Origin of the sequence: Enterovibrio coralii, assembly GCF_001559595.1 — a bacterium.
Classification (GTDB): Bacteria; Pseudomonadota; Gammaproteobacteria; order Enterobacterales; family Vibrionaceae; genus Enterovibrio; species Enterovibrio coralii.
On sequence record NZ_LNTY01000060.1, the window covers coordinates 73775 to 98126 of the forward strand.

General features: G+C 49.1%; 20 protein-coding genes, 1 other RNA gene and 5 pseudogenes. 17 read left to right on the forward strand and 9 right to left on the reverse strand.

What is annotated here, in order from left to right; genetic code table 11:
* Nucleotides 1-64: 64 nt before the first annotated feature.
* The 3 genes from ATN88_RS23945 to smpB all read right to left on the reverse strand — a co-directional run bounded on the left by ATN88_RS23945 (nt 65) and on the right by smpB (nt 2386).
* Nucleotides 65-1303: an integrase domain-containing protein gene (locus ATN88_RS23945; RefSeq protein ID WP_067419997.1), complete on the reverse strand. Its 1239-nt coding sequence runs from the start codon at nt 1301-1303 to the stop codon at nt 65-67.
* A 184-nt stretch (nt 1304-1487) separates the two neighbouring features.
* Nucleotides 1488-1855: a transfer-messenger RNA gene (ssrA, locus tag ATN88_RS23950) on the reverse strand.
* Nucleotides 1856-1900: 45 nt separating this feature from the next.
* On the reverse strand, nt 1901-2386 hold the full coding sequence (gene smpB, locus ATN88_RS23955; protein WP_067419998.1) for an SsrA-binding protein SmpB: 486 nt from the start codon (nt 2384-2386) through the stop codon (nt 1901-1903).
* Between the two features lie 112 nt (nt 2387-2498).
* Between smpB and ATN88_RS23960 the strand changes: the two are divergent.
* Both ATN88_RS23960 and ATN88_RS23965 read left to right on the forward strand, forming a co-directional pair.
* Nucleotides 2499-2932 (forward strand): annotated as a pseudogene (locus tag ATN88_RS23960) (SRPBCC family protein).
* Nucleotides 2922-3272, forward strand: coding sequence for an RnfH family protein (locus tag ATN88_RS23965; protein WP_067420000.1), 351 nt, complete (start codon nt 2922-2924; stop codon nt 3270-3272). The pseudogene ATN88_RS23960 and the gene ATN88_RS23965 overlap by 11 nt, the downstream one beginning before the upstream one ends.
* Nucleotides 3273-3345: 73 nt before the next feature.
* Here ATN88_RS23965 and ppk2 read toward each other — a convergent pair whose 3' ends face one another.
* On the reverse strand, nt 3346-4182 hold the full coding sequence (ppk2, locus tag ATN88_RS23970) for a polyphosphate kinase 2 (protein WP_067420001.1): 837 nt from the start codon (nt 4180-4182) through the stop codon (nt 3346-3348).
* A gap of 97 nt (nt 4183-4279) precedes the next feature.
* On the reverse strand, nt 4280-5014 hold the full coding sequence (locus ATN88_RS23975; RefSeq protein WP_067420002.1) for a copper homeostasis protein CutC: 735 nt from the start codon (nt 5012-5014) through the stop codon (nt 4280-4282).
* Between the two features lie 384 nt (nt 5015-5398).
* Between ATN88_RS23975 and cspE the strand changes: the two genes are divergently transcribed.
* Complete coding sequence (gene cspE, locus ATN88_RS23980; protein WP_067420003.1) at nt 5399-5608, forward strand: transcription antiterminator/RNA stability regulator CspE; 210 nt, start codon at nt 5399-5401, stop codon at nt 5606-5608.
* A 498-nt stretch (nt 5609-6106) separates the two neighbouring features.
* Here cspE and ATN88_RS23985 read toward each other — a convergent pair whose 3' ends face one another.
* Complete coding sequence (locus tag ATN88_RS23985) at nt 6107-6709, reverse strand: peroxiredoxin C (RefSeq protein WP_067420004.1); 603 nt, start codon at nt 6707-6709, stop codon at nt 6107-6109.
* 130 nt (nt 6710-6839) lie between these two features.
* Here ATN88_RS23985 and ATN88_RS23990 point away from each other — a divergent pair, with 130 nt between their 5' ends.
* The 3 genes from ATN88_RS23990 (at nt 6840) to aceA (ending at nt 11436) form a co-directional block, all read left to right on the forward strand.
* The gene (locus ATN88_RS23990; RefSeq protein ID WP_067420005.1) at nt 6840-7736 is read left to right on the forward strand and encodes a hydrogen peroxide-inducible genes activator; all 897 of its coding nucleotides are present in this window, start codon (nt 6840-6842) and stop codon (nt 7734-7736) included.
* Between the two features lie 733 nt (nt 7737-8469).
* Complete coding sequence (gene aceB, locus ATN88_RS23995) at nt 8470-10077, forward strand: malate synthase A (RefSeq protein ID WP_067420006.1); 1608 nt, start codon at nt 8470-8472, stop codon at nt 10075-10077.
* A 54-nt stretch (nt 10078-10131) separates the two neighbouring features.
* Nucleotides 10132-11436: an isocitrate lyase gene (aceA, locus tag ATN88_RS24000; RefSeq protein ID WP_067420007.1), complete on the forward strand. Its 1305-nt coding sequence runs from the start codon at nt 10132-10134 to the stop codon at nt 11434-11436.
* An 80-nt stretch (nt 11437-11516) separates the two neighbouring features.
* On the opposite strand, the gene ATN88_RS24005 is transcribed toward aceA, so the two are convergent.
* Both ATN88_RS24005 and ATN88_RS24010 read right to left on the reverse strand, forming a co-directional pair.
* Nucleotides 11517-12128, reverse strand: a complete 612-nt coding sequence (locus ATN88_RS24005; protein ID WP_067420008.1) for an acyl carrier protein phosphodiesterase — start codon at nt 12126-12128, stop codon at nt 11517-11519.
* A gap of 21 nt (nt 12129-12149) precedes the next feature.
* A pseudogene (locus ATN88_RS24010) lies at nt 12150-12604 on the reverse strand (CBS domain-containing protein).
* Between the two features lie 179 nt (nt 12605-12783).
* Here ATN88_RS24010 and ATN88_RS28480 point away from each other — a divergent pair.
* From ATN88_RS28480 to secF, 9 genes and pseudogenes are all read left to right on the forward strand, one after another.
* Nucleotides 12784-13176: a trypsin-like serine protease gene (locus ATN88_RS28480; protein ID WP_269748234.1), complete on the forward strand. Its 393-nt coding sequence runs from the start codon at nt 12784-12786 to the stop codon at nt 13174-13176.
* Complete coding sequence (locus ATN88_RS28485; RefSeq protein ID WP_269748237.1) at nt 13155-13754, forward strand: trypsin-like serine protease; 600 nt, start codon at nt 13155-13157, stop codon at nt 13752-13754. Before ATN88_RS28480 ends, ATN88_RS28485 begins: the two co-directional genes overlap by 22 nt.
* A 202-nt stretch (nt 13755-13956) precedes the next feature.
* The gene (locus ATN88_RS24020) at nt 13957-14967 is read left to right on the forward strand and encodes a S1 family peptidase (RefSeq protein ID WP_067420009.1); all 1011 of its coding nucleotides are present in this window, start codon (nt 13957-13959) and stop codon (nt 14965-14967) included.
* Between the two features lie 201 nt (nt 14968-15168).
* The gene (locus tag ATN88_RS24025; protein WP_067420010.1) at nt 15169-16152 is read left to right on the forward strand and encodes a S1 family serine peptidase; all 984 of its coding nucleotides are present in this window, start codon (nt 15169-15171) and stop codon (nt 16150-16152) included.
* A gap of 143 nt (nt 16153-16295) precedes the next feature.
* Nucleotides 16296-17350: pseudogene (queA, locus tag ATN88_RS24030) on the forward strand (tRNA preQ1(34) S-adenosylmethionine ribosyltransferase-isomerase QueA).
* Nucleotides 17351-17487: 137 nt separating this feature from the next.
* Nucleotides 17488-18614: pseudogene (tgt, locus tag ATN88_RS24035) on the forward strand (tRNA guanosine(34) transglycosylase Tgt).
* A 79-nt stretch (nt 18615-18693) separates the two neighbouring features.
* Nucleotides 18694-19023 (forward strand): preprotein translocase subunit YajC, encoded by a 330-nt coding sequence (gene yajC / locus ATN88_RS24040; RefSeq protein ID WP_067420011.1) that lies wholly within the window; start codon nt 18694-18696, stop codon nt 19021-19023.
* Between the two features lie 26 nt (nt 19024-19049).
* Nucleotides 19050-20903, forward strand: coding sequence for a protein translocase subunit SecD (secD, locus tag ATN88_RS24045; RefSeq protein ID WP_067420012.1), 1854 nt, complete (start codon nt 19050-19052; stop codon nt 20901-20903).
* Nucleotides 20904-20915: 12 nt separating this feature from the next.
* Nucleotides 20916-21865 (forward strand): annotated as a pseudogene (gene secF, locus ATN88_RS24050) (protein translocase subunit SecF).
* A 114-nt stretch (nt 21866-21979) separates the two neighbouring features.
* Here secF and suhB read toward each other — a convergent pair.
* A complete protein-coding gene (gene suhB / locus ATN88_RS24055) occupies nt 21980-22783 on the reverse strand; it encodes an inositol-1-monophosphatase (RefSeq protein ID WP_067420013.1) in 804 nt (267 codons plus the stop codon).
* A 184-nt stretch (nt 22784-22967) separates the two neighbouring features.
* On the opposite strand from suhB, the gene trmJ reads away from it, so the two are divergent.
* On the forward strand, nt 22968-23699 hold the full coding sequence (gene trmJ, locus ATN88_RS24060) for a tRNA (cytosine(32)/uridine(32)-2'-O)-methyltransferase TrmJ (RefSeq protein WP_067420014.1): 732 nt from the start codon (nt 22968-22970) through the stop codon (nt 23697-23699).
* A 110-nt stretch (nt 23700-23809) separates the two neighbouring features.
* Nucleotides 23810-24331: a Fe-S cluster assembly transcriptional regulator IscR gene (gene iscR, locus ATN88_RS24065; RefSeq protein ID WP_067420015.1), complete on the forward strand. Its 522-nt coding sequence runs from the start codon at nt 23810-23812 to the stop codon at nt 24329-24331.
* Nucleotides 24332-24352 lie beyond the last annotated feature (21 nt).

The following is a 24352-nucleotide window of genomic DNA, read 5'->3' on the forward strand; positions in this document are numbered from 1 at the left end:
AGCCAATTGCTTGGAGTGAGATCTCGATCAAAATTGGCAATTCACTCGTAGTGCAATGATTTCCTTACGCTAGTTTTAGCGTTCGGTAGCCAGCTTGTTTGGTAACACCAGTAAGGCAAGTGTCGATGTAGTCGCTCCACCACTGCATTACCTTGGTGCGCTGTTCCAAATAGGTTGCGCGGTTATACGCTCGGCGTACTTGGTTTTTATCAAGATGGGCTAGGCAGGCTTCAATGACATCTGGGGCAAAACCTTGTTCATTGAGTGTGGTGCTGGCAATGGAGCGCAAGCCATGCGACACCAACTGCTTGGTGTAGCCCATACGTTTAATGGCTTGGTTCGCCGTTTGACTGTTCATGGGGCGCATTTTGTCTTTGATGGATGGGAACACAAACGGTGAGCCTAAACTGACCGACTGCATGAAGTTCAGAATATCGACCACGTGTGCGGACAGCGGAACTACATGGGCGCGCTTGGCTTTCATTCGCTCTGCGGGTATGGTCCAAAGCTTTTGTTCAAAGTCGAACTCGTCCCATTTGGCCCCTGCGGCTTCACCCGGGCGAGTCATCGTATGAAGCTGAAACTCGATGAGTGCGCGTGTCTCTCTACGAATCTGGGCTTCACGTAAACGCCTCATGAATTCAGGGAGCGCCTCAGGTTTTATGGTGGGTTGATGTGAGGGTGATGGCGCAGTGAAAGCGGTAGCGATGCGTTGAGCCGGATTGCTGGTGATAACACCTGTGTTGATCGCGAAGGTGAATATTTCATTCATACGCTGTACGACTCTTCGCAATGTCTCCAACGTGCCTTTTGCTTCTAAAGGACGCAAAACCTCTATCAGTGAAGGTGGGGTTAGTTTGGTAATCGGCTGCTTGCCGATATAGGGGAGCAGGTGAAGTTCGAGCGAGCGCATTATGTCTTGGGCATAGTCTTCAGATACGCTTGTTCGCTTTACCTTGAACCACGCTAATGCGATAGCACCGAATGTGTGTTTGTCTTCAGCAAGCATAGCAGCTTTGTGCTCAGCGTCGTCTTCAATAGGATCGATACCGTTTGCCAAGAGTTCTTGGACCGCCATTCGTTTCTTTCTCGCTTGAGCAAGTGACAGTGCAGGGTAAGAGCCTAGCGACATTTTCTTACGCTTCTTTGTGAGAGGGTGCAGGTAGCGTAGCTGCCAAGATTTGGTGCCTGAGGTGCGTACGAGTAGATTGAGCCCGTACCCGTCGTAAAGCGTGATGTCCTTGCTGGTGGCCTTTGTGTTGCGGATTTGAGTATCAGTGAGCGGTTTGACCGTTGCTGGCATGGTAGAGACTCCTTTCGATTTGGGACCACGAAGACTGTGTGTTTTCGCAGTATGGTCCCGACCGTGGTCCCTGTCGTCCCGATCGTCGTCGAATCTCTTTGAATCGTATAGATACAAAAAGGCCACTTAAATCATTGATCTAAGTGGCCTTTTGGATGTCCTAGGACATCTTCGTATACGAATTTGGTGGAGCTGGCGGGAGTTGAACCCGCGTCCAAAATCAGTCTAACTAATGGCACTACATGCTTAGTCTATCTTTAATCTCGTCAGTGTGCTGCGAATAGACACGCTACAAAAAGACATACCAGAATTCTATTTCGCGGTTCAGCTCTCTAGTCAAAGCTTCCCTCGCTATCCTGATTGGGTTTGACTGCCCTGATTCCCCGTCCTACAGGCGGAGGCTAGGGAGGGCAGGCTCTAAGCAGGTTATTAAGCTGCTAGTGCGTAGTTTTCGTCGTTTGCGACTATTTTTTTGCGGCTTTTTACGAGGCAAACCGCCCCTCGGCATGCTCCACGAGCCTTCTTGATCCTGTCGAATCCTGAATCAGCCCCGGAATATGGCGCAGATACTAGCATAACATGCTGCTGCGTCAACGATTATCTGGCTGCAGCCTTCATGATTCGCGCTTTATCGCGCTGCCAATCGCGATCTTTGCTTGCATCGCGCTTGTCATGAAGCTTCTTACCTTTCGCCAGACCAATCTTAAGTTTAGCCCACGACTGTTTCCAGTAGAGGGAAAGTGCGACAACGGTGTAACCTTCGCGGTTCACTTTGCCAATCAAAGAGTCAAGTTCACGACGCTTGAGCAGCAGTTTACGCACACGTGTAGGGTCTGCCACAACGTGAGTAGAGGCAACATTCAGTGGGGTGATGGTCGCACCCGACATGAAGGCTTCACCATTTCGGAAGAACACGTAGCTCTCACTGATGTTGGCTTTACCTGCACGAAGTGACTTCACTTCCCAGCCTTGTAGCTCAAGCCCGACTTCTACATCGTCTTCGATGAAGTACTCGTGGCGAGCTTGGCGGTTCTGCGCAATTGTATTGCTGCCCGCTTTATTCTTTGAATTTTTCTTTACCATAATGGGGTCATTATACGGCAGTGATTCTCTCGGGCGGAATACTTTTTATTGGTTTTTTTGCCTAAATTCAGTCCAGTGATATGATGTCGGCATCGACCTGAGAGGAGATGCTATGCCACGTATTACCCGTTCTGCCTCGTGCCGTATAGTGCAGAGCAAATGTTTAAGCTTGTTAATGATGTTGAAGCCTATCCGTCGTTCTTGCCTGGCTGCGCCGGTTCGCGCGTGCTGGAAGCGAGCGACAGCGCAATGACAGCGTCTGTTGACGTTGCTAAGGCGGGCATTCGCAAAACCTTTACCACCCGCAATGAATTGGTGGAAGGCCAAGCGATCAAAATGGAATTGGTGGATGGCCCTTTCCGTAAGCTGGTAGGTGGCTGGAACTTCACCTCACTGGATGTTGACGCCTGTAAGATTGAGTTGAACTTGGACTTTGAGTTTAAGAACGGTTTAGTAGAAATGGCGTTTGGTAAGGTGTTTAACGAGCTGACCTTGAACATGGTAAAAGCATTTACCCAAAGGGCGAGAGACGTATATGAGCGATGAAAAACTGCTGCATGTGGAAGTGGTGTATGCCCTGCCGCAAGAGCAACGCGTGTTTAAGGCGATTGTTACGCCAGATATGCATGTGGAAGACATCATCCGTCATTCTGGTGTGTTGGAAGCGTACCCAGAAATTGATCTGAAAAAGAACAAAGTGGGTGTGTTCAGCCGTTTGGTGAAACTGGACGCATTGGTGCACGATGGCGATCGCATTGAGATTTACCGCCCACTGGTGGCCGACCCAAAAGAAATCCGCCGCCGCCGCGCCGAACGCGCCAAGCAAGAAGGCAATGCCGACCCTGTCACAGGTGGCAAGGTGAACCCGCTGCGAAAAGCAGACTAAGGGTGAGAACATGAAAAGGGCAGCGTTGGCTGCCCTCTTTTGTGCCTGTCAGAATAGGAATTAATTGGCACTTTTAGTCGTCACCCAAGGCGACGTCATTGGCAATGTCCGGCACAAAGCTTTGACTTTCAAGCGGTACGCGAATGTAGCCTTCTTGGTTGATGTCCGGCAGGGCAATCTCTTCATACTCGATGGCTTCATAAGGAATGCTAGAGAGCAGGTGCGAGATGCAGTTAAGGCGCGCACGCTTTTTGTTATCCGCTTCCACGACCCACCACGGAGATTCTTTGGTGTCGGTGAAGGCAAACATCCTGTCTTTCGCTTCACTGTATTCAATCCAGCGGCTTCGCGACTCCAAGTCCATCGGGCTGAACTTCCAGCGTTTGATGGGCGTTTCAATACGTTCTTTAAAGCGCTTCTCTTGCTCTTCGTCAGATACCGAGAACCAGTATTTCAGCAAGATGATGCCGGAGCGTTGCAGCATTCGCTCGAATTCAGGACAGGTGCGGAAGAACTCTTCGTACTCGTCGTCAGAGCAAAAGCCCATGACTTTCTCAACGCCTGCTCGGTTGTACCAGCTGCGGTCAAACAGCACGATTTCGCCAGCGGCAGGTAAGTGCGCAACATAACGCTGGAAATACCATTGAGAGCGTTCGCGCTCGGTGGGTTTGTCGAGGGCCACAATGCGGCAAACACGCGGGTTGAGCTTTTCGGTAATGCGTTTTATCACGCCGCCTTTGCCTGCGGCGTCGCGTCCTTCAAACACCACAACCACTTTCAGGCCTTTGAGTTTGACCCATTCTTGCAGTTTGACGAGTTCGGTTTGCAGCTCGGTGAGTTTGTCTTCGTAAGCCGCTTTGGTGAGCTTGGCTTTTTTGGATTTCTTTTGGGCTTTTTCTGAGGTCGCCATGAACTGCTCCTTTCCGTTTGAGCATGTGTCGTAGCGTCACCCTAAAAAAGAAAGGGGGATGTTTGCAATCCCCCTGATAGAAAAGTGCGACTTTTGGTTAACGCAGCGCGTTGATCGTGCGTTGGATGACGTCAGGATTTGTGACCGTAATGTCGAAGTCACTGTCGCTGTTGCCCATGGTCGCTTTCTCGTTGCGATAGGCCATCAGGGAAGAGCGGGTGGTTTTGCCTGACAGATGAATTTCATGCGCGCCTGTGGATTCCACAATAAGCTTGGCGTTGTCTGGCGATACGCCTGCACCTGGCATGATGCTGAGGCGGCCTTGGGTAAAGCTGACCATCTCTTTTAAGGTCTCTATGCCTAAGTTGGCACTTTTCGCGAGGCCTGAGGTAAGAACGCGTTCCACATCGTTCGCCATCAGAAACTCCAGCGCGTCAAACGGGGCAGAACAATGGTCGATGGCGCGGTGGAAAGTAATGCCGAGATCGCCTGCGGCTTTGATCATCTCGCTCACCGCGTCTTGCGCTATCGTGCCGTCAGCATTCAATGCACCAATAACCACGCCGTTAAGGCCTGCGCGGCGTGCTGTGTGGATGTCTTCCAGCATGATTTCCACATCATCACTGGAATACAGGAAATCGCCTTCACGTGGGCGGATGATGCCGTAAACCGGGATGTTGCTGATGCGTGCGGCTTGCTTCATGTAGCCAGCACTTGCTGTTAAACCGCCTGTTGCCAGAGAGCTACAAAGCTCAATGCGTCCAGCACCTGCGGCTTGCGCAATAGGAAGAGATTCAAGGCTGTCGATACACACTTCGACCAATACAGACATTACGCGTTCCTCGCTGTGAATTTAGGCTCATCATCAATGAGATATGAACAAAATAGAAGCAGGGGAGGTGTAAAAGTTTGGTAAAAATTGGCGACGGCGAAAGAGGGAGCGGTAAGTGGTTAAAAAGAAAGCATAACGAAAAATTGTTTAAATAAAACGCAAGATAAACCTTTACAAGTGAGACCGTTCATATACTATGACCCCCGCTCTGTCTTGCAGAGTTATTAATGCAACATCAAGTAAAAGTAAGACCTCAGATTTCCTTCGTTACTGACGATGACCTCTGTGTTCCCCTTGGCTTAATCGTAACATTCAATAATTCCAACACTCAGTGCATTACTCGCTTTAAGCGATTTTTCATCGAATATATATAAGGGGCATAAAATGTCTAAGTCTACTGGCATCGTAAAATGGTTTAACGAAGAGAAAGGTTTCGGTTTCATTTCTCAAGACAACGGCGGCGCAGACGTGTTCGTTCACTTCCGTGCAATCGCTTCTGAAGGCTTCAAAACTCTGGCTGAAGGCCAAAAAGTTTCTTTCGACGTTGAGCAAGGCCAAAAAGGTCCTCAAGCAGCTAACGTAATCAAGCTGTAATTGTCGATCAAAAAAAGCGCAGTGGAGTAATCCGCTGCGCTTTTTTGCTATCTGGCGATCCGCTTTTTACCGCGTTGCGGTGTTTTCTCTCTATCTGCTTTTATTTCTTCGCTCTGCGCACGTCCTCGCTACGCTATCGTTTAGCTCCTAGCTCCTAGCTCCTAGCTCCTAGCATTCCTCACATCTGTTTGCATTGGTCTTTACAGGCTCTTTTGTATTGCGCTTTCATACGCCTGAATATTCGCATGGCTGAATGAGCCTCAGGCTTTCTAGATACCGCGAAGGGCAAAGGTAGGCGAAGGTTTTGATGGTTTTGACGCACAGAGCGGGTAAGACAAAGCAGGAAGCAAAGCGGGGGAGATTGTAGGGAGTGGTGTGGATTTACGAACGCCAGATACAAAAAGGGCCCGGTGGTCCGGGCCTCATATTTTTTTAAGCTGACTTATTGGCTTTACGCTTACGCGTTAGAGACTGCTGTTGAGGGGCAGTCAGACCAAATTACAGGTCTTCAGTGTGCTCAGACAGGTAAGCTGCAACGCCCTTTGGAGATGCGTCCATACCTGCTTTACCTTCTTCCCATTGTGCTGGGCAAACTTCACCGTTCTTCTGGTGGAAGTTCAGTGCGTCAACCATACGCAGCATCTCGTCGATGTTACGGCCCAGTGGCAGGTCGTTAACTACTTGGTGGCGAACCAGACCGTCTTCGTCGATCAGGAAAGAACCACGGAATGCTACACCAGCTTCTGGGTGCTCAACGTCGTACGCTTTACAGATTTCGTGCTTAACGTCAGCTACCAGAGGGTATTTAACTTGGCCGATACCGCCGTCTTCAACAGCAGTGTTACGCCATGCGTTGTGAGAGAACTGAGAGTCGATAGAAACACCGATTACTTCTACGCCCTTAGCTTGGAAGTCTGCGTGACGCTTGTCGAAAGCGATCAGCTCAGAAGGACATACGAAGGTGAAGTCCAGCGGGTAGAAGAACAGAACTGCTTTCTTACCTTTGGTGAACTCTTTCAGGTTGAAGTTTTCTACGATTTCACCATTGCCCAGTACTGCTGCTGCAGTGAAGTCTGGGGCTTGACGGCCAACTAGTACCATTTCTCAGCTCCTAAAAATGTTTGCGTATCAGGCGCTAACGCCTCGATTCATCTATGAACGGGACAAACTATAATGGAACTGCTAAATTGAAAAAAGTGGATTTAATAGATTAATGTAATCGGAAAAATCGATGACAAAGTTCCCTTCTCTCAAACAACTCCATTATTTGGTCACATTGTATGAAACCCGCCACTTTGGCGAGGCGGCAAAACAATGCTTCGTTAGTCAGTCTACACTAAGTTCCGGTATCCAAAACCTAGAAGATCTGATCGGATCTCAGCTTATTGAGCGCGATAACAAAACGCTTGTATTCTCTGCAATCGGCGAAGATGTGGTGTCTCGTAGTCGCGAAATTTTGGCACGCAGCCAAGATTTGATGGAACTGACTCAGGTCAATGATAGCCCGATGCAGGGCAAGCTGCGTGTTGGGTGTATTCCGACCATTGCGCCTTTCCTTCTGTGCGATTTGGTACAGGCAGTGAATAAACAATACCCTGAGCTGGATTTGCTGCTGCGCGAAGATACCACGGCCAACTTGCTTTCTGCGCTGAAAAGCGGGGAGATGGATGTGCTTATACTGGCGCTGCCGGTTGATATTGGCAGCATGGCGAGCCGCGTGGTGGGGCGTGATGCGTTTAGAATGGTGATGAGTAAGTTTCAGGCGGCGCAGGTGCATTTGCCGCTGAGCTATTCTGACTTGCCGGATGAATCTGTCTTTTTACTTGAGCGTGAGCACTGCCTGACCGATCATGCGGTGTCAGCGTGCAAGCTCACCACCACTGAGAAGATTAATCCGTTTACTGCAACCAGCCTTCATACACTGGTACAAATGGTGGCGAATGGCTTAGGCACAACGTTTATTCCGCAGATGGCCATTAATCATGGCCTGATTGATAACCTGAACTTGGCGGTGGTGCAGCCACCAGGTCAAGAAGCCTATCGAGAGATTGGTTTGGTATGGCGGCCTACGTCTAGCCGAAAAGCCACGTTCGATGTGCTTGCTGAGTTGGTCGAAACCTTGCTTTAAATGCCTTCTCTTTTTGGGGCTCTTGCCTTCGTTTTTGTTTAGTACGTCCGGGCGTGCAGATCTCGTTACCGGACGTCATTCCATGTGTTCTTCTCTCAAAACGATGAAATAGCCCTGCATTTTTCATCCAAGCTTACGGCTTTGAGTAATTCGAGAAAAGTTTGATGTTATATGCTGACTATTTTCTTTCTCGTAGATGAATACTCCAAAATGGCAAAAGAAAGTCTTCTGCAATTTTGAAACTAACTTCTGTAGTTCAGCCTACATATTTTTCTCCGCTTATTAAGCGGTTACAACACACTTCTGTACACGCCCTCAAAATTTCACAATTGTTAACTTTTTGTTATGAAAAGATTTTCTGCAAATATGGCGTTCTGCTGCTACGTTTAAAACGTGGCATTTTCTCTGTTTATGAAAATGCGGAATAAGTAATTTAATTACGTAAGTCATTACAAAAATGCAACCTTGGGATGATTTGACTCTTCACGGAATAAGAATCTGCTATTTGTTTTAATTTAGTGTTTTGAGTTAAAACTCTATTGCCGTTTAAATCATTGAAATTAAACAGTTTCAATGTATTTATACTTAAGTCTAATGCGTTGGTGGGTGTTGACGTGCTTCGATAAATACGCAAGTTTATTGAAGAGTTTGGAGCAGATTGAAGCCAATGTGTTGCGCTAAGGAATAGTGTTCAATGTTGTGATTTGGTTACAAATGAAAATGGAGGAATGACATGGATTTGCAAGCACAACAAACTTCATCGCAATTTTCGTTCAACCCACCCATCACGGATCAAGAATCGGATGTCTTGACGGATGAAGCACTTGCATTTCTCCACAAGCTTGCGACCCGCTTTGCACATCGCGTCCCTGAGCTGTTAGCAGCGCGTGAAGCGCGCCAAGCACAGTTTGATGCTGGCGGTGTGCCTGATTTCTTGCCGCAGACGGAATCCATTCGCCAAGGTAATTGGAAAATCCGTGGCATTCCTGAAGACTTGCAGGATCGCCGTTTGGAAATTACGGGCCCACCAGAGCGCAAAATGGTGATCAACGCGCTCAACGCCAATGTGAAGGTCTTCATGGCGGACTTTGAAGATTCGTTTTCTCCCGTGTGGGGGCCTGTGCTGCAAGGTCAGCGTAACCTGACTGACGCGATTGCACGCACCATCTCTTACAACAACCCCGCGACGGGCAAACATTACGCGCTGGGTGATGATCCTGCTGTGCTGATTTGCCGCGTGCGCGGTCTGCATTTGAAAGAAAAGCACGTATTGTTGGACGGTAAGCCAATTCCGGGCGCACTGTTCGATTTCGGCCTGTATTTCTTCCGTAACCATAAGGCCTTGCTGGAAAACGGCTCTGGTCCTTACTTCTACTTGCCAAAGCTGCAAGCGCACCAAGAAGCGGCGTGGTGGAATGATGTGTTCTGTTTTGCCGAAGACGAATTTGGCCTGTCTCGCGGCACCATCAAAGCGACCATTTTGATTGAGACCTTGCCGGCGGTGTTTGAGATGGATGAAATCCTGCACAGCCTGAAAGACCACATCGTGGCACTGAACTGTGGCCGTTGGGATTACATCTTTAGCTACATCAAAACGTTCCGTAATCACCCAGACCGTGTCTTGCCAGACCGTCAGGTGGTAACGATGGAAAAACCGTTTTTGAACGCTTACTCGCGTTTACTGGTGAAAACCTGTCACCGCCGCGGCGCGATGGCAATGGGAGGTATGGCTGCATTTATTCCGTCCAAAGACCCAGAGAAAAATGCGTGGGTGCTGGAGAAAATCACCTCTGACAAATCACTTGAAGCGAATAACGGCCACGACGGTACTTGGGTGGCGCACCCAGGTCTGGCTGACACAGCAAAAGCCGTGTTTGATGCGGCATTGGGCAACAGAAAGAATCAGTTAGATGTGACCCGTGCGGAAGATGCACCCATCACGTCGAAAGAGCTGACGGAACCTTGCGATGGAGAGCGCACCGAAGAAGGCATGCGACATAACATTCGTGTGGCGGTGCAGTACATCGAAGCATGGATTTCGGGGAATGGCTGTGTGCCTATTTACGGTCTGATGGAAGATGCGGCGACCGCAGAAATCTCTCGTGCGTCTATCTGGCAGTGGATCAAGCATGAGAAGGCACTAAGCAATGGAAAAACCGTAACGGCTGATTTCTTCCGTGCCTGTTTGGACGAAGAAATGGCTGTACTAAAAGAAGAACTCGGCGAGGAATTGTTTAACCGCGGTAAGTATCGTCAGGGGGCCAGTTTGATGGAGCAACTGACCACGAGCGATGAGCTGGCGGACTTCCTGACATTGTCGGGCTATGAGCTACTGGATTGAGTACTGAGTGAATTTAAAACCTATCAACTTTGCACATTGAGAGAGGGAAGCACAATGACACTGACGAGACAACAGCAAATCGACGCGCTGAAAAAAGACTGGGAAGAGAACCCACGTTGGAAGAATGTGAAGCGCACATACACTGCAGAAGAAGTTGTGGAACTTCGCGGCTCTTTTGTACCGGAACAAACTATCGCTCAGCGTGGCGCAGAGAAGTTGTGGGATCTCGTCAATGGTTCAGCGAAAAAGGGTTATGTGAACTGTTTGGGTGCACTGACCGGTGGTCAGGCGGTTCAACAGGCAAAAGCAGGTATTGAAGCGATTTATCTGTCCGGCTGGCAGGTGGCGGCGGATAACAACACGGCTTCGAGCATGTACCCAGACCAATCACTGTACCCAGTAGACTCTGTACCTGCGGTAGTTAAGCGCATTAACAACGCATTCCGTCGTGCTGACCAAATTCAGTGGTCTAAAGGCGAAACGCCAGAAACGGGTACAGATTACTTCCTGCCGATCGTGGCAGATGCGGAAGCTGGCTTTGGCGGTGTGCTGAATGCCTATGAGCTGATGAAGCATATGATTGAAGCCGGTGCTGCGGGCGTTCACTTTGAAGACCAGCTGGCATCAGTGAAAAAATGTGGCCATATGGGCGGTAAGGTACTGGTTCCGACTCAAGAAGCCGTTCAGAAACTGATTGCTGCGCGTCTTGCCGCTGACGTTGCAGGGACAACGACGCTAGTTATTGCACGTACCGATGCGAACGCTGCAGATTTGCTGACCTCAGATTGCGACCCGTACGATAAAGACTTTATCGAAGGTGAGCGCACGGCAGAAGGCTTCTACAAAGTGCGTGCGGGTATCGACCAAGCTATCGCACGTGGTCTTGCTTACGCACCGTATGCTGATTTGGTGTGGTGTGAAACGGCAAAACCTGATCTGGAAGAAGCACGCCAGTTCGCGGAAGCGATTCTGGCTGAATACCCAGACCAACTGCTGGCTTACAACTGTTCGCCTTCGTTCAACTGGGAGAAGAACCTCGACGCAGACACCATCGCGCGCTTCCAGCAAGAGTTGTCAGACATGGGGTACAAATACCAGTTCATTACACTGGCAGGTATCCACAACATGTGGTTCAACATGTTCGAGCTGGCCCATGCTTACGCGCAAGGCGAAGGTATGCGTCACTACGTTGAAAAAGTGCAGCGTCCAGAGTTTGCTGCAGCAGAGAAGGGATACACCTTCGTGGCTCACCAACAAGAAGTGGGTACTGGTTACTTCGACAAAATGACCAACACCATTCAAGGTGGCGCGTCATCAGTAACAGCACTGACAGGTTCAACAGAAGAAGATCAGTTCTAAAAGCACCAGCTTTAATCGCATAGGTCATCCAAGAAACAGGAAGCCCAAGAATCCGCCAATGCGATTACCAAAGCGACCCCTTAGGGTCGCTTTTCTTTTTGCTGTTTTCGAAAGTGTTTAGCTGAGGCGAGGACATCGTTGTAAATCGCCGGAAATTCATCGAGCAGTGTGTCGCGATGCACAACCAGTGTGGCAGCTGTATCGGCCAATGGTCCCATGCGAGGACTGCGCATCGACATGCGTTTTAACACAAAAGGAAGCGTTTCAATGTCTTGATAAGACGGGAGCCATTGCTCTTTCCACATCTTGTCATACATAAACAGAAAGTGCTCCGGGAGCGGGTAGGGCTCATGGCTTATAGCCGAGCGGCTTTGGTGCTCAGTATCTAGAAGAAACTGGGTAAATGGCTGGTGGTGGAACTGCTGCCACTGTGTCGTTAGGGCGTGATCCCAGAAAATATCCAATGCGATGGCACTGAATCGATAAAGGTGCTTGGGAAATAGCGCGCGGCAACGTTTTATCGCATCGAGCGAATCAATGTAGCTGTCTACGTGTCGGTGAAGATAAACACCGTCCACGGTTTCTTCACTAAAACGTCCGTCAGGTTTACCCCGAACAAAGTCCGCCAGCAAATTGCCCATGGGCTGGCTTTGGCACTCGGTTGCAATGTGCAGGTGTGCGAGGAAATTCAATCCACCTCACTTACTGCTTTGTTACGCGGCGTCGTCGCTCTCTTCTAGCTCTAGCGGCTCGGCTTCTTCTTGCAACTCAATCAAGGTAATAGCAATCGCAACAAAGTCAGAGTCTGTAATGATTCCTACTAGCTTATCGTGATGCACGACAGGAAGGCAGCCAATTTTGTGCTTTTGCATGTAAAGGGCTGCCGCTTTTAAGCCTGCGTTGGGCGAGACGGTAAACAGTGGACGATCCAGAAAACGCGCCAGCGTTGCTTGCATTGGGTCATTGTCACTCACGTCTTTTTCAAGCTAGAGCTTTGCGCCGAGAGCACATCACGTTGTGTGATAAGGCCTTCCAAGCTGTTGTCTTCAGACACGATGGGAATATGACGAATTCGTTTGGAATCCATCAGGCACTTTGCGTCGTTTATCGTATGCTTAATAGACAGCGTATGCGGTTCTGACGTCATCATTTCCTTTACGGTAAGCATATGACCTCCTAATTCCATAAAAACTACGGGGTTATAAGCTGAATGTAGCGAAAATGTATCGAGATTTAGGTGATGGCATTCATGTTTTCTAACTGCAATACGTAATCTCTTTTGCGCGCTCATTTAGAAACTGCCTGACGTGATCAGGCTGTTGGTTTCGAAGCTATTTAGGGGGAACTATGCGAAAACTGATGACTCTGATTGTTTTGCTTTGGTCGCTTCCACTCCTTGCCGCAGATAAATCGCCGAATGTCGTTGGGGGGAGCGATGCTGTGATAACGGATGCGCCGTGGCAGGCGTTTGTCCGTATCGGAAACAGTTTTTGTGGTGGTGTGGTGATAGCCAGCAACTGGATACTGACAGCCGCCCACTGTCTCGATACCGCGGACGACGATGATCCCTTCTCTTTGGCACCAGCCAGCTCTGTCAGCGTTTACACTGGCACTGCCGAGACGTTCGGGGCAAATTTCTCGAGTTTTCAATCTGGGGTGTCGGCGGTTTACGCAACAGTGCTTATAACAAAGATACGCTCGAAAACGATATTGCTATCATCAAGTTATCGTCAAATGTGAATGCCAATGCAGCAGCGGTGCAATTGCCAAACAGCACAGTTCAAGCGGCTGTCGATGCGACGGCGAACCTTTCTGCCAAGGACATGTTGCTGACAGGTTGGGGGTATAAAGATACTGGCCGCTCGGTGTCGACAAATACTTTGCAAAAAGCAGATGTTTCCGCGATTTCGGATGCTTCCTGCGCCTCATCTTGGGGAACCACCGTCAGCGGTGTTAGCGATTATCAGAGCAAGTTCTTCTGCGCCCAAGAGTCAGGAATCGGTGCATGTAACGGTGACTCGGGTGGGCCGCTGATTTGGTATGATCCGTCTCGCTCCGGTGATTCAGACGGCGGCGCGACGTTAATCGGCCTTGTCAGCTTTGGGGCCGCCGCGCAATGTGCTTCGCCCTCCTTTCCAGATGTATATACCCAAGTGGCAAACTATCTAAGCTGGATCTCTAGTTGTCAGGCAGGTTCGTGCGCTGCGTCAACGTCTGTTGCATCAACGTCGGGCGGCGGAGGTGGGTCGTTCTCTCCAGTAGCTTTGGCGGCATTGTTATTATTAGCGATTCGCGGCCTTTCAACAAAGCGCCACTAATTAAACTTTTCGCAAGCCGTTCGTTTAGCTCGAGCGGCTTTGTTCAAATGTGCTCACATTGATTTAATTTGTAATAAAAACGAGATTTGTAACGTATAAATAAATAGTTGCCCCCCTTCTTGCAGTCTGTTCATATCAGTTTTTGCACTTCTTCTGTATCGTCATGCTTGCGCGTTAATCTTTTTAATTTTCAGGTGCATGGATGATGAAAAAGAAATGGCTAGGAATGCTGCTTCCATTGTTTGGCTCGTTGGGAACCCACTTGATTTATGCTGCAGAGATACAACCATTGATTGTAAATGGCTCTGACGTTTCTATCAGTGATGCGCCCTGGCAGGTGTATTTACGTGGAACAAACGGAGCTTCTACTGTCGGATGCGGTGGGTCGATCATCGCTGATAACTATGTATTAACCGCTGCACACTGTTTGTATGCATATAGCTCATATACATTCACTGTTTACGCTGGGAATGCTGAGTGGCGGGACGGATCTCAGCATGTTGTTACAGCAAGGTACATACACGAAGATTATGACAATACGAACTTATTGAATGATATTGCTTTGGTAAAAATATCAGGAACCTTGCCCGCCAATACAAAAGCTATCCAGCTAGTCAGTGAAGACAATCAAACCGCTTTTGACAATGAAGCTGCGACCAATACACAAGATAACCTTACCGTAACGGGGTGGGGGACGACGACGCAAAATAGACAAAATGCTGCAGAGCGTCTGCAAGGGACAACAATGACAGGTGTCGCTGACGCAGTTTGTTACTGGAATCAGGACAGCAACAATAATTACTCTCAGCAACTTGCTGATATGACCATTTGTGCAAACAATGACGAGGAAAAAGGGGCCTGCACGGGTGACTCTGGAGGACCTCTGGTTTGGAAAGACCCCTCTCATGCCAGTGATTCTGATGGTGGAAGTCGATTGATTGGTGTTGTCAGTTTCACTTGGGTCACTGAGTGTGCAAACACCTCCTATCCAGATGGTTTTGCTGAAGTTAGCAATTACCTGTCTTGGATATCAGAGAAAATCACCGCTAGCGGTGGAGACGGTGATTCTGTTACTGGTGGCGGAACGGGTGGTTCTGGCAATGGGGGAGCGTTAGTCGGCGGCGGTGGCAGTTTCCCACTGCTTTCACTTCTGATGCTGGTGATTTCGAGTCTCAGCCAGCGAATGAAATCTCCCAGAAAATGCCCACGTTAAACCTTAATGCGTGCCGATCGAACCATATGATTTGGTCGGCATATGTCTGCTCTTCATTGTCACTTGCTTGCCTCTAATTTAAGAAAATTGTTGTATTAAATAGAAACGCGCTTTACACCAACCTTCATCCATATACCTAGCAATCAGCATCCGCTATCGTCAATTTGCCCACCTATGCAGTGAATAAAAGAGGGTACAAGGATGAAAGCAAAACAGTGGCTAGGAAGTGTGGTACTTGTATTGTCAGCATTTTTTGCTGGTAACACCTATGCAGAAGATAAACAGCCTCGTATCGTGGGAGGTTCTTTAATTTCAATCAGTGACGCCCCATGGCAAGTTTTTTTGCGGGGAGTGAGAGGTAACACGACAATCTCATGTGGCGGTTCGATTATCGCCGATAACTTTATACTCACAGCGGCGCATTGCCTCTATCGTCTAGAAGACTTTACCTTCACTGTTTATGCTGGCAGTGCGTATTGGCCAAATGGGACGGCACTGCCTGTTACCGGTCGATACCTTCACCCCAACTACGACGATAATACCCTTGATAACGATATCGCGTTGTTAAGAATCTCCGGAACACTCCCTTCAACCGCAAGAAGTATCTTGCTTGTTGACGAGGCTAACCAAATTGCATTTAACAACGAAGCGGCAAATGGAACCGCTGACAACCTCTTCGTGTCTGGTTGGGGTTCTACTTCACAAGATGGATCTGGCGATACCGACGATTTGATGGGTGTATTGATGACAGGGGTACCGGATAACCAATGCAGTTGGCTCATAGATGGTTTTGGTAACTATGTCCCAGCATTGGGTGATATCACGATTTGTGCAAACAGCACCAGTAATGAAGGCACATGTACTGGAGATTCTGGTGGACCGTTGGTTTGGCAAGACCCTTCACATGCAGGTGACACAGACCTAGGTGCACGATTAATTGGGATAGTGAGCTATGGTCTTGCTAGGGAATGCGGTAACACTGGCTCGCCTGACGGCTTTGCAGAAGTGAGTCACTATCTGACTTGGATAGCGCAAACGATGGACCAAAATCGTATCGATGATTCAGGAGATGATTCAGGAGATGGTGGCTCTGGCGGTGGCGGCGGTGGTGGTTCGATGGGCGGATTACTGACGTTATCGCTGTTCGGACTTCTTTATCTTTCCCGCAGAAAACACCTTTCATAAATTCTGACAATTTCGCCAGCGTAAAGTATGCGGGCGCATGCATCGAAACCACCTGAGCCTTCAGGTGGTTTGCTTTCACTCTTGCTTGATATTGCAGCACAGCAGCCTATACTAGCGGGCTGCTTTAGAATGGGGCTTTTTCAATGCAAGTATCCGACTTTGACTTCGACTTACCGGATGCGCTGATTGCGCGTTATCCGCAACCTAACCGTACCGCCAGCCGTCTGCTGCAATTGACGGGAAACACGGGCGAGTTGAACCATAAACAGTTCACCGACGTTCTGGATCTCGTCCAGCCTGGTGACTTGATGGTATTCAACAACACGCGCGTTATCCCTGCACGTGTGTTTGGCCGTAAAGCGTCGGGTGGCAAGATTGAAGTGTTGGTTGAACGCATGCTGGATGAGAAAACCATTCTTGCTCACGTTCGTGCATCTAAGCCGCCAAAACCGGGTAACCAATTATTCCTTGGCGAAAACGACGAGTTCGAAGCAGAGATGGTTGCGCGCCATGATGCATTGTTTGAAATTCGATTCAGTGGCGAGCAAGCCGTGCTTGATATCCTGAACCAAGTCGGTCACATGCCATTGCCGCCATACATCGACCGTCCTGATGAAGACTCAGACAAAGAGCGTTACCAAACGGTTTACAACAAAAAGCCAGGGGCTGTTGCTGCTCCTACCGCGGGTCTTCATTTTGATGAAGGCATGTTGGCTGCATTGAAAGAAAAAGGCGTTGAAATGGCGTTTGTTACCTTGCACGTTGGCGCAGGGACATTCCAGCAGTTCGTGTTGATGACATTAACGACCACGTGATGCATGCGGAATACGCAGAAGTCCCTCAAGACGTTGTCGACGCCGTTCTAGCCGCAAAATCTCGTGGCAACCGAGTGATTGCAGTCGGTACTACATCAGTACGCTCTTTGGAAAGTGCGGCACAACGTGCCAAGCAAGAAGGCACCGAACTCAAGCCATTCTTTGACGACACGAAGATTTTTATCTACCCAGGCTACGAATGGCAGCTGGTGGATGCGCTGGTGACTAACTTCCACCTGCCGGAATCGACCCTCATTATGTTGGTGTCGTCGTTCGCAGGTTACGACCATGTCATGAATGCTTACAAAGAAGCAGTTAAAAACGAGTATCGTTTCTTCAGTTACGGCGATGCGATGTTTGTAACACGCCAGACTGAGGTATAATCAGGGCTTGGTATCGTCGCGCTTTGCGAGAACATAACAATTTTAACTGGCTGTCCGTTTCACGCTGACAGCCAGTTTTGTCTCTGTGCAATGAGCACATTAACGCCAGACTGTTTCTCTGGCATGTCGGAGGTATCGTGAAATACGAACTGATTAAGAAAGAAGGCCGCGCACGTCGTGGTCGTCTGGTTTTCGAACGTGGTACGGTTGAGACCCCAGCATTTATGCCTGTGGGTACGTACGGCACCGTAAAAGGTATGACGCCCGAAGAAGTGGCGGATACGGGGGCACAAATCTTGTTGGGTAATACCTTCCACCTGTGGCTGCGCCTGGTCAGGAAGTGATGCGTGCACACGGTGACCTGCACGATTTTATGCATTGGCAAGGTCCTATTCTTACCGATTCAGGCGGTTTCCAAGTATTCAGCTTGGGTAAGATGCGTAAAATTACCGAAGAAGGTGTGCATTTCCGTAACCCAGTAAACGGTGACAAGATTTTCATGGACGCAGAAAAGTCGATGGAAATCCAATACGACCTGGGTTCTGACATCGTGATGATTTTCGATGAGTGTACGCCATACCCAGCGACACACGAAGAAGCGAAAAAATCGATGGAAATGAGCCTGCGTTGGGCACAGCGTAGCCGTAACCACTTCGACAAGATGGGCAACAAAAACGCGCTGTTCGGTATCGTTCAAGGTTCTGTGTATGAAGACCTGCGTGATGTGTCTGTTGAAGGCCTGACTAACATCGGTTTTGACGGCTACGCAGTAGGCGGTCTGGCTGTTGGTGAACCAAAAGAAGACATGCACCGTGTTCTGGAACACACGTGTCCAAAACTGCCTGAAGATAAGCCACGTTACCTGATGGGCGTGGGCAAACCAGAAGACTTGGTGGAAGGTGTTCGTCGCGGTATCGACATGTTCGACTGTGTAATGCCGACCCGAAATGCACGTAATGGCCACCTGTTTGTGACTGGCGGTGTGATCAAGATCCGCAATGCCACACATAAAAACGATACAACTGCACTGGATCCTGAGTGTGACTGTTACACTTGCCGTAACTACAGCAAGGCGTATTTGCATCACCTTGATCGCTGTAACGAAATTCTTGGCGCCCGCCTGAACACCATCCATAACCTGCGCTACTATCAGCGCCTGATGGAGAGTTTGCGTAACGCTATCGACGAGGGTAGATTAGAAACCTTCGTTCAAGAATTCTATGCACGCCGTGGCCGTGAAGTGCCACCGCTGAAAGAAGATTAAGGTTTCCGATTGTCGGCGGGCAACCGCCGACAAAGAAGAAACCAGTAAAATGTTCAAAATAATACGAGGACGTAACTGAATGTTTATTTCACAAGCTCATGCAGCAGCAGAAGGCGCACCACAAGGCGGCGGTATGCAGCTATTTATCATGCTTGGCCTATTTGCCGTTATTTTCTACTTCATGATTTACCGTCCGCAGGCAAAGCGTGTTAAAGAACACAAGAACCTGATGGCATCGATGGGTAAAGGTGACGAAGTTCTGACCAACGGTGGTTTGGTTGGCAAAATCACTAAAATCTCGGAAGACAATGACTTCATCGTTATCGCGCTTGGCACGAACAGTGAAGTAACTATTAAAAAGGATTTTGTGACTGCAGTTCTGCCAAAAGGCACGATTCAGTCGCTGTAAGCCCATCACCATAAAGGATCATAGCAGTGCTAAACCGTTATCCTTTGTGGAAGTACATTATGGTTGTGTTGGTGTTAATCGTCGGCGCAATCTATGCACTTCCCAATATCTACGGTGAAGATCCAGCGGTTCAAATCTCCGGGGCGCGTGGCGCCTCGGTTGATCTTTCAACTCTGGACTCCGTCAAAAATACCCTCGAAAAAGACAGCATTCCCTACCAATCTCTTGCGCTGGAAAACGGTACTGTACTGGTTCGTTTCAAGAACACAGACCAACAGATTGCCGCTCGTGACTTGCTCAACGCTGAGTACAAAGACGATGGCTACGTTGTTGCGCTGAACCTTGCGCCAGCCACACCAAGCTGGTTGGAAGCGATTGGTGCGACCCCAATGAAGCTCGGCCTTGACCTTCGCGGTGGTGTTCACTTCCTGATGGAAGTTGACATGGACGCGGCGATGGAAAAGCTTCTGAGCCAACAGGAAGATACGTTCCGTACCGAATTGCGTGAAGCGAAAATCCGTTACCGTGGCATCCGTGTAGGTGCTGACGACAACATTGACGTGACTTTCCGCAACGAAGAAGACATGGATAACGCTGAGTCTGAACTGGCGAAACTGCACCCAGATATGGTGTTTACCACCGACAGTGCCCGTTTTGCTGTTTCTGCTAAGTTCACCGAGCAACGTCTTCAAGAAATTCGTAACTACGCTGTAGAACAAAACATCACCATCCTGCGTAACCGTGTAAACGAACTGGGTGTTGCTGAGCCACTGGTTCAGCGCCAAGGTGCAAGCCGCATCGTGGTTGAACTGCCAGGTGTTCAGGACACTGCGCGCGCGAAAGAAATCCTCGGTGCAACCGCAACGCTGGAATTCCGTGAAGTGGATGACAGTGCTGACTTAGCGGCTGCGGCAGCTGGTCGCGTGCCACCGGGTAGCGAAGTGAAACAAACCCGTGATGGTCGCCCTGTTGTTGTTAAGAAGCGTGTGATTCTGGGTGGTTCTCACATCACTGATGCAAGCTCAAGCTTCGACGAATACAGCCGTCCTCAAGTTAACATCTCGCTAGATAGCGAAGGTGGCAGCAAGATGGCCGCGTTCTCTAAGAACAACGTTGGCAAGTTGATGGCAACTGTGTTTGCTGAGTACAAAGATAGCGGCAAGCGTGATGCAAACGGCAAGGTTATCCTGACCAAGCATGAAGAAGTGATTAACCAAGCGACGATTCAAACCGCGCTGGGTCGTAACTTCCGTATCACAGGTATCGACTCTCAAGCAGAAGCGCACAACCTTGCACTGCTGCTGCGTGCAGGTGCTCTGATTGCGCCAATCTCTATCGTTGAAGAACGTACCATTGGTCCATCAATGGGTCAGCAAAACATCGATATGGGTATCAAGGCGTGTCTGTACGGCTTGATTGCGGTCATGCTATTCACAGCGGTTTACTACCGTCGCTTTGGTCTGTTCGCGAACGTTGCATTGCTGGCAAACGTCGTGCTGATCATCGGTGTCATGTCGATGATTCCAGGTGCGACCATGACCTTGCCAGGTATCGCAGGTATCGTATTGACCGTTGGTATGGCAATTGACGCCAACGTACTGATATTCGAACGTATCCGTGATGAAATCCTTGAAGGGCGTAATCCGCAACAAGCGATTCACCAAGGCTATGCGAACGCATTCAGTACCATTGCCGATGCCAACATCACCACACTGATCACCGCAATCATTCTGTTTGCAGTGGGTACAGGTCCGGTGAAAGGCTTCGCGGTAACACTGTCTATCGGTATTTTGACGTCGATGTTCACGGCAATTATCGGTACACGTTGTCTGGTTAACCTGGTCTACGGCGGTAAGCGCGTAGATAAACTGTCGATTTAAGGAGGCATTAAAATGTTTCAACTTTTAAAGCCGAATTTCTATTTCGACTTTATGCGCTTATCAAAGCCTGCATACATTTTCTCTGCGCTAATGATCGCGGCGTCAATCTTCACCCTGTCGACCAAATGGTTGAACTGGGGTCTGGATTTCACCGGCGGTACGCTGATTGAAGTAGGCTTTGAGCAACCAGCAGATTTGCCACAAATCCGTGAGTCACTGGCAGCGAAAGGTTTTGGCGATGCTATCGTGCAAAACTTTGGTACCTCACGTGACGTGATGGTTCGCCTTCGTCCTCGTGAAGATGTACAAGGCGAGCTGCTGGGCACACAAATTCTGGATGCGATCAAAGAAGGTACAGGTCAAGCTGTAGAAATGCGTCGTATCGAATTCGTGGGTCCAAACGTGGGTGAAGAGCTGACAGAAGCGGGTGGTCTAGCGATCATAGCGTCTCTGATCTGTATCTTGCTGTACGTATCGGTACGATTCGAGTGGCGTCTGGCAACGGGTGCGGTAGCCTCGCTGGCGCACGACGTGATCATCACGCTGGGTATTTTCTCCTTCCTGCAAATTGAAGTGGATTTGACCATCGTGGCGGCACTGTTGACCGTTGTCGGTTACTCGCTCAACGATACCATCGTTGTATTTGACCGTGTGCGTGAGAACTTCCGCAAAATGCGTAAGGGCGACGCCGCTGACATCATGAACGAGTCAATCTCGCAAACGTTGAGCCGTACCATTATCACGTCGGGTACCACATTGTTTGTGGTTATCGCTCTGTTCCTACAAGGCGGCGCGATGATCCACGGCTTTGCTGCCGCATTGCTGATTGGTATCACTGTGGTACGTACTCGTCTATCTATGTTGCGTCGGCACTGGCACTGTCTCTGGGTCTGACCCGTGAGCACTTGCTGCCACCACCGCCAGTAGATAAAGAAGGCGAAGAGTTTGATGCAATGCCTTAACGGCTAGTCATTGACGATTGAAAACGGAGCCTGATGGCTCCGTTTTTTATTTCGTCGCAACTGGCACAAACAAAAAAGGCGTCCCGAGGGACGCCTTTTCAATTCCGAAGAATCTTATTTTTTCATCGCTTCGTTCGCGTTGTCGCGAATCTTCGCCAAAATATTTTTCAATACTTTCGGGTTAGCAGCAACGATGTTGCCAGACTGAACGTAGTCAGTACCGCCAGCGAAGTCAGTGCACAGTGCACCTGCTTCACGCGCAATCAGTTCACCTGCTGCGATATCCCAAGGCTTCAGGCCCAGTTCAAAGAAACCGTCAACGCGGCCAGCTGCCACGTAACACAGATCCAGCGCAGCTGAACCAGAGCGGCGGAAGTCTGCACAGTCAATGAACAGTGCGCTAACAACTTTCATGAAACCTTCAGAATGTTGTTTTGCTTTGTATGGGAAGCCAGTTGCCAGAATAGTGCCTGACAGATCTTTAGCTTCGCCCACACGAATACGCTTGCTGTTCAGTTGTGCACCAGCACCACGTTGAGCAGAGAACAATTCGTTGCGGATTGGATCATAAACACACGCGATCTCAGTACGGCCTTTGATACGCAAAGCGATAGACACTGAGAAATGTGGGAATGATTTTACAAAGTTGGTAGTGCCATCCAGTGGGTCGATGATCCATTGGTAATCAGTATCTTTACCTGATACTACGCCCGCTTCTTCTGAAACGATGCAGTGTTCAGGGTAAGATTTCTTGATTACATCAATAATGATGTGCTCTGCAGAAGTATCAATGTTAGTAACGAAGTCGTTAGTGCCTTTAGAAGACGCTTCTACGTTATCAGGGTTTTCAGCAGATTTAGCGATAAAGTCGCCAGCCTTTCGCGCAGCGCGAATGGCAATGTTTAGCATAGGATGCATACAAATTTCCCAACGGATGTTAAAGAACGGAAAGCGGCGGCGAGTATATCAGAGCTGGGGCAAAAGGGAAGTGGTTATTTTTTGTTCATGTGCTCGGGTCTCTATAGCAAAACACCACAATTGTTTTCCTGTTGTGGTAGAATCCCGCGGCTTTTTATAAACGAAGAAATTCAGTGAACGCTAAATGTTAGATAATATTCGAATTGTGCTTGTAGGCACCACACATTCAGGCAATATCGGCTCAGCAGCTCGCGCAATGAAAGTGATGGGACTAAAAAACATGGTTCTGGTCGCACCTGAGTGTCAGGTTGACGGTCAGGCTATCGCTTTGGCAGCAGGTGCAAGCGATATTGCTAACAACGCGCGTATCGTCGATACCGTTGAACAAGCTGTTGCTGACTGTGGTTTGGTCATTGGCACCAGCGCACGCAACCGTTCTTTAGAGTGGCCAATGCTGGATTCTCGCGAAGCGGGTGTGAAAGCAGTAGAAGAAGCTGCTTCTCACCCTGTTGCGTTTGTGTTTGGTCGTGAGCGTACGGGTCTGACTAACGATGAACTGCAAGCGTGTCATTTCCACGTCGCTATTCCTGCTAACCCTGAGTACAGCTCGCTGAATCTGGCGATGGCGGTACAAACGCTGTGTTATGAATCTCGCATGGCATGGTTGGATAGCCAAGCATACAAAGGTGAAGTGAAAGAACAGCCTTACCCGCTGGCAGAAGATCTGGAGCGTTTTTATTCGCACCTTGAAGATGTTCTGAACGAAACAGGCTTCATCAACAAAGCGCACCCAGGCATGGTAATGACTAAGCTGCGTCGCTTGTTTAACCGCGCACGCCCTGAAAGCCAAGAGCTGAATATTCTTCGTGGCGTACTTTCTTCTGTTGAGAAGTTAAGTAAAGAGAATAAGAAATAGTTGTTACTTTTTAATGACTAAAAACCTGACTAAATTAGTAGGTTAAATACTTGACCATATTAGTCAGGTATGTCAGACTCATCCCATTACTCGCTCACAGGTAGGATGTTATGAGACTGACTTCGAAAGGCAGATATGCCGTTACAGCGATGCTGGATGTCGCGCTACACTCCGAAATGGGGCCAGTGCCTCTTGCGGATATTTCAGAACGCCAAGGCATTTCTCTGTCATATCTGGAACAACTTTTCTCGCGTCTGCGCAAAGCTGGTCTGGTATCTAGCGTTCGCGGTCCAGGTGGCGGTTACCGTCTGGGTGTGAGTGCGAACGAAATCGCTGTCGGTATGGTTATCGCCGCGGTTGATGAATCCGTAGACGCAACAAAGTGTCAAGGCAAAGGTGATTGCCAAGGCGGTACACGCTGCCTGACACACACGCTATGGCGTGACTTAAGCTCGCGAATCAGCGGCTTTTTGAATGACATTACGCTCGGCGAACTCATGCAAGACAACGAAGTTAAGCAAGTCGCAGATCGTCAAGACTCTACACTTGAGTCATCCACTATTGTTAGACATGGTTTAAACTCCAGTGGCAGCGAAGCACCAGCAACGCTTGGTGTGAATTTTCGCTCGTAGTAATTAGAAGTGCCGGAGTAC

Coding starts and splice junctions, on each gene's coding strand:
- suhB (WP_067420013.1), bottom strand. CDS start 22,783: ATGCATCCTATGCTAAACATTGCCATTCGCGCTGCGCGAAAGGCTGGC.
- ATN88_RS23990 (WP_067420005.1), top strand. CDS start 6,840: ATGACAAAGTTCCCTTCTCTCAAACAACTCCATTATTTGGTCACATTG.
- iscR (WP_067420015.1), top strand. CDS start 23,810: ATGAGACTGACTTCGAAAGGCAGATATGCCGTTACAGCGATGCTGGAT.
- aceA (WP_067420007.1), top strand. CDS start 10,132: ATGACACTGACGAGACAACAGCAAATCGACGCGCTGAAAAAAGACTGG.
- aceB (WP_067420006.1), top strand. CDS start 8,470: ATGGATTTGCAAGCACAACAAACTTCATCGCAATTTTCGTTCAACCCA.
- ATN88_RS23975 (WP_067420002.1), bottom strand. CDS start 5,014: ATGTCTGTATTGGTCGAAGTGTGTATCGACAGCCTTGAATCTCTTCCT.
- ATN88_RS28480 (WP_269748234.1), top strand. CDS start 12,784: ATGCGAAAACTGATGACTCTGATTGTTTTGCTTTGGTCGCTTCCACTC.
- yajC (WP_067420011.1), top strand. CDS start 18,694: ATGTTTATTTCACAAGCTCATGCAGCAGCAGAAGGCGCACCACAAGGC.
- smpB (WP_067419998.1), bottom strand. CDS start 2,386: ATGGTAAAGAAAAATTCAAAGAATAAAGCGGGCAGCAATACAATTGCG.
- cspE (WP_067420003.1), top strand. CDS start 5,399: ATGTCTAAGTCTACTGGCATCGTAAAATGGTTTAACGAAGAGAAAGGT.
- trmJ (WP_067420014.1), top strand. CDS start 22,968: ATGTTAGATAATATTCGAATTGTGCTTGTAGGCACCACACATTCAGGC.
- ATN88_RS23945 (WP_067419997.1), bottom strand. CDS start 1,303: ATGCCAGCAACGGTCAAACCGCTCACTGATACTCAAATCCGCAACACA.
- ATN88_RS24025 (WP_067420010.1), top strand. CDS start 15,169: ATGAAAGCAAAACAGTGGCTAGGAAGTGTGGTACTTGTATTGTCAGCA.
- ppk2 (WP_067420001.1), bottom strand. CDS start 4,182: ATGGCGACCTCAGAAAAAGCCCAAAAGAAATCCAAAAAAGCCAAGCTC.
- ATN88_RS23965 (WP_067420000.1), top strand. CDS start 2,922: ATGAGCGATGAAAAACTGCTGCATGTGGAAGTGGTGTATGCCCTGCCG.
- ATN88_RS24020 (WP_067420009.1), top strand. CDS start 13,957: ATGATGAAAAAGAAATGGCTAGGAATGCTGCTTCCATTGTTTGGCTCG.
- ATN88_RS23985 (WP_067420004.1), bottom strand. CDS start 6,709: ATGGTACTAGTTGGCCGTCAAGCCCCAGACTTCACTGCAGCAGCAGTA.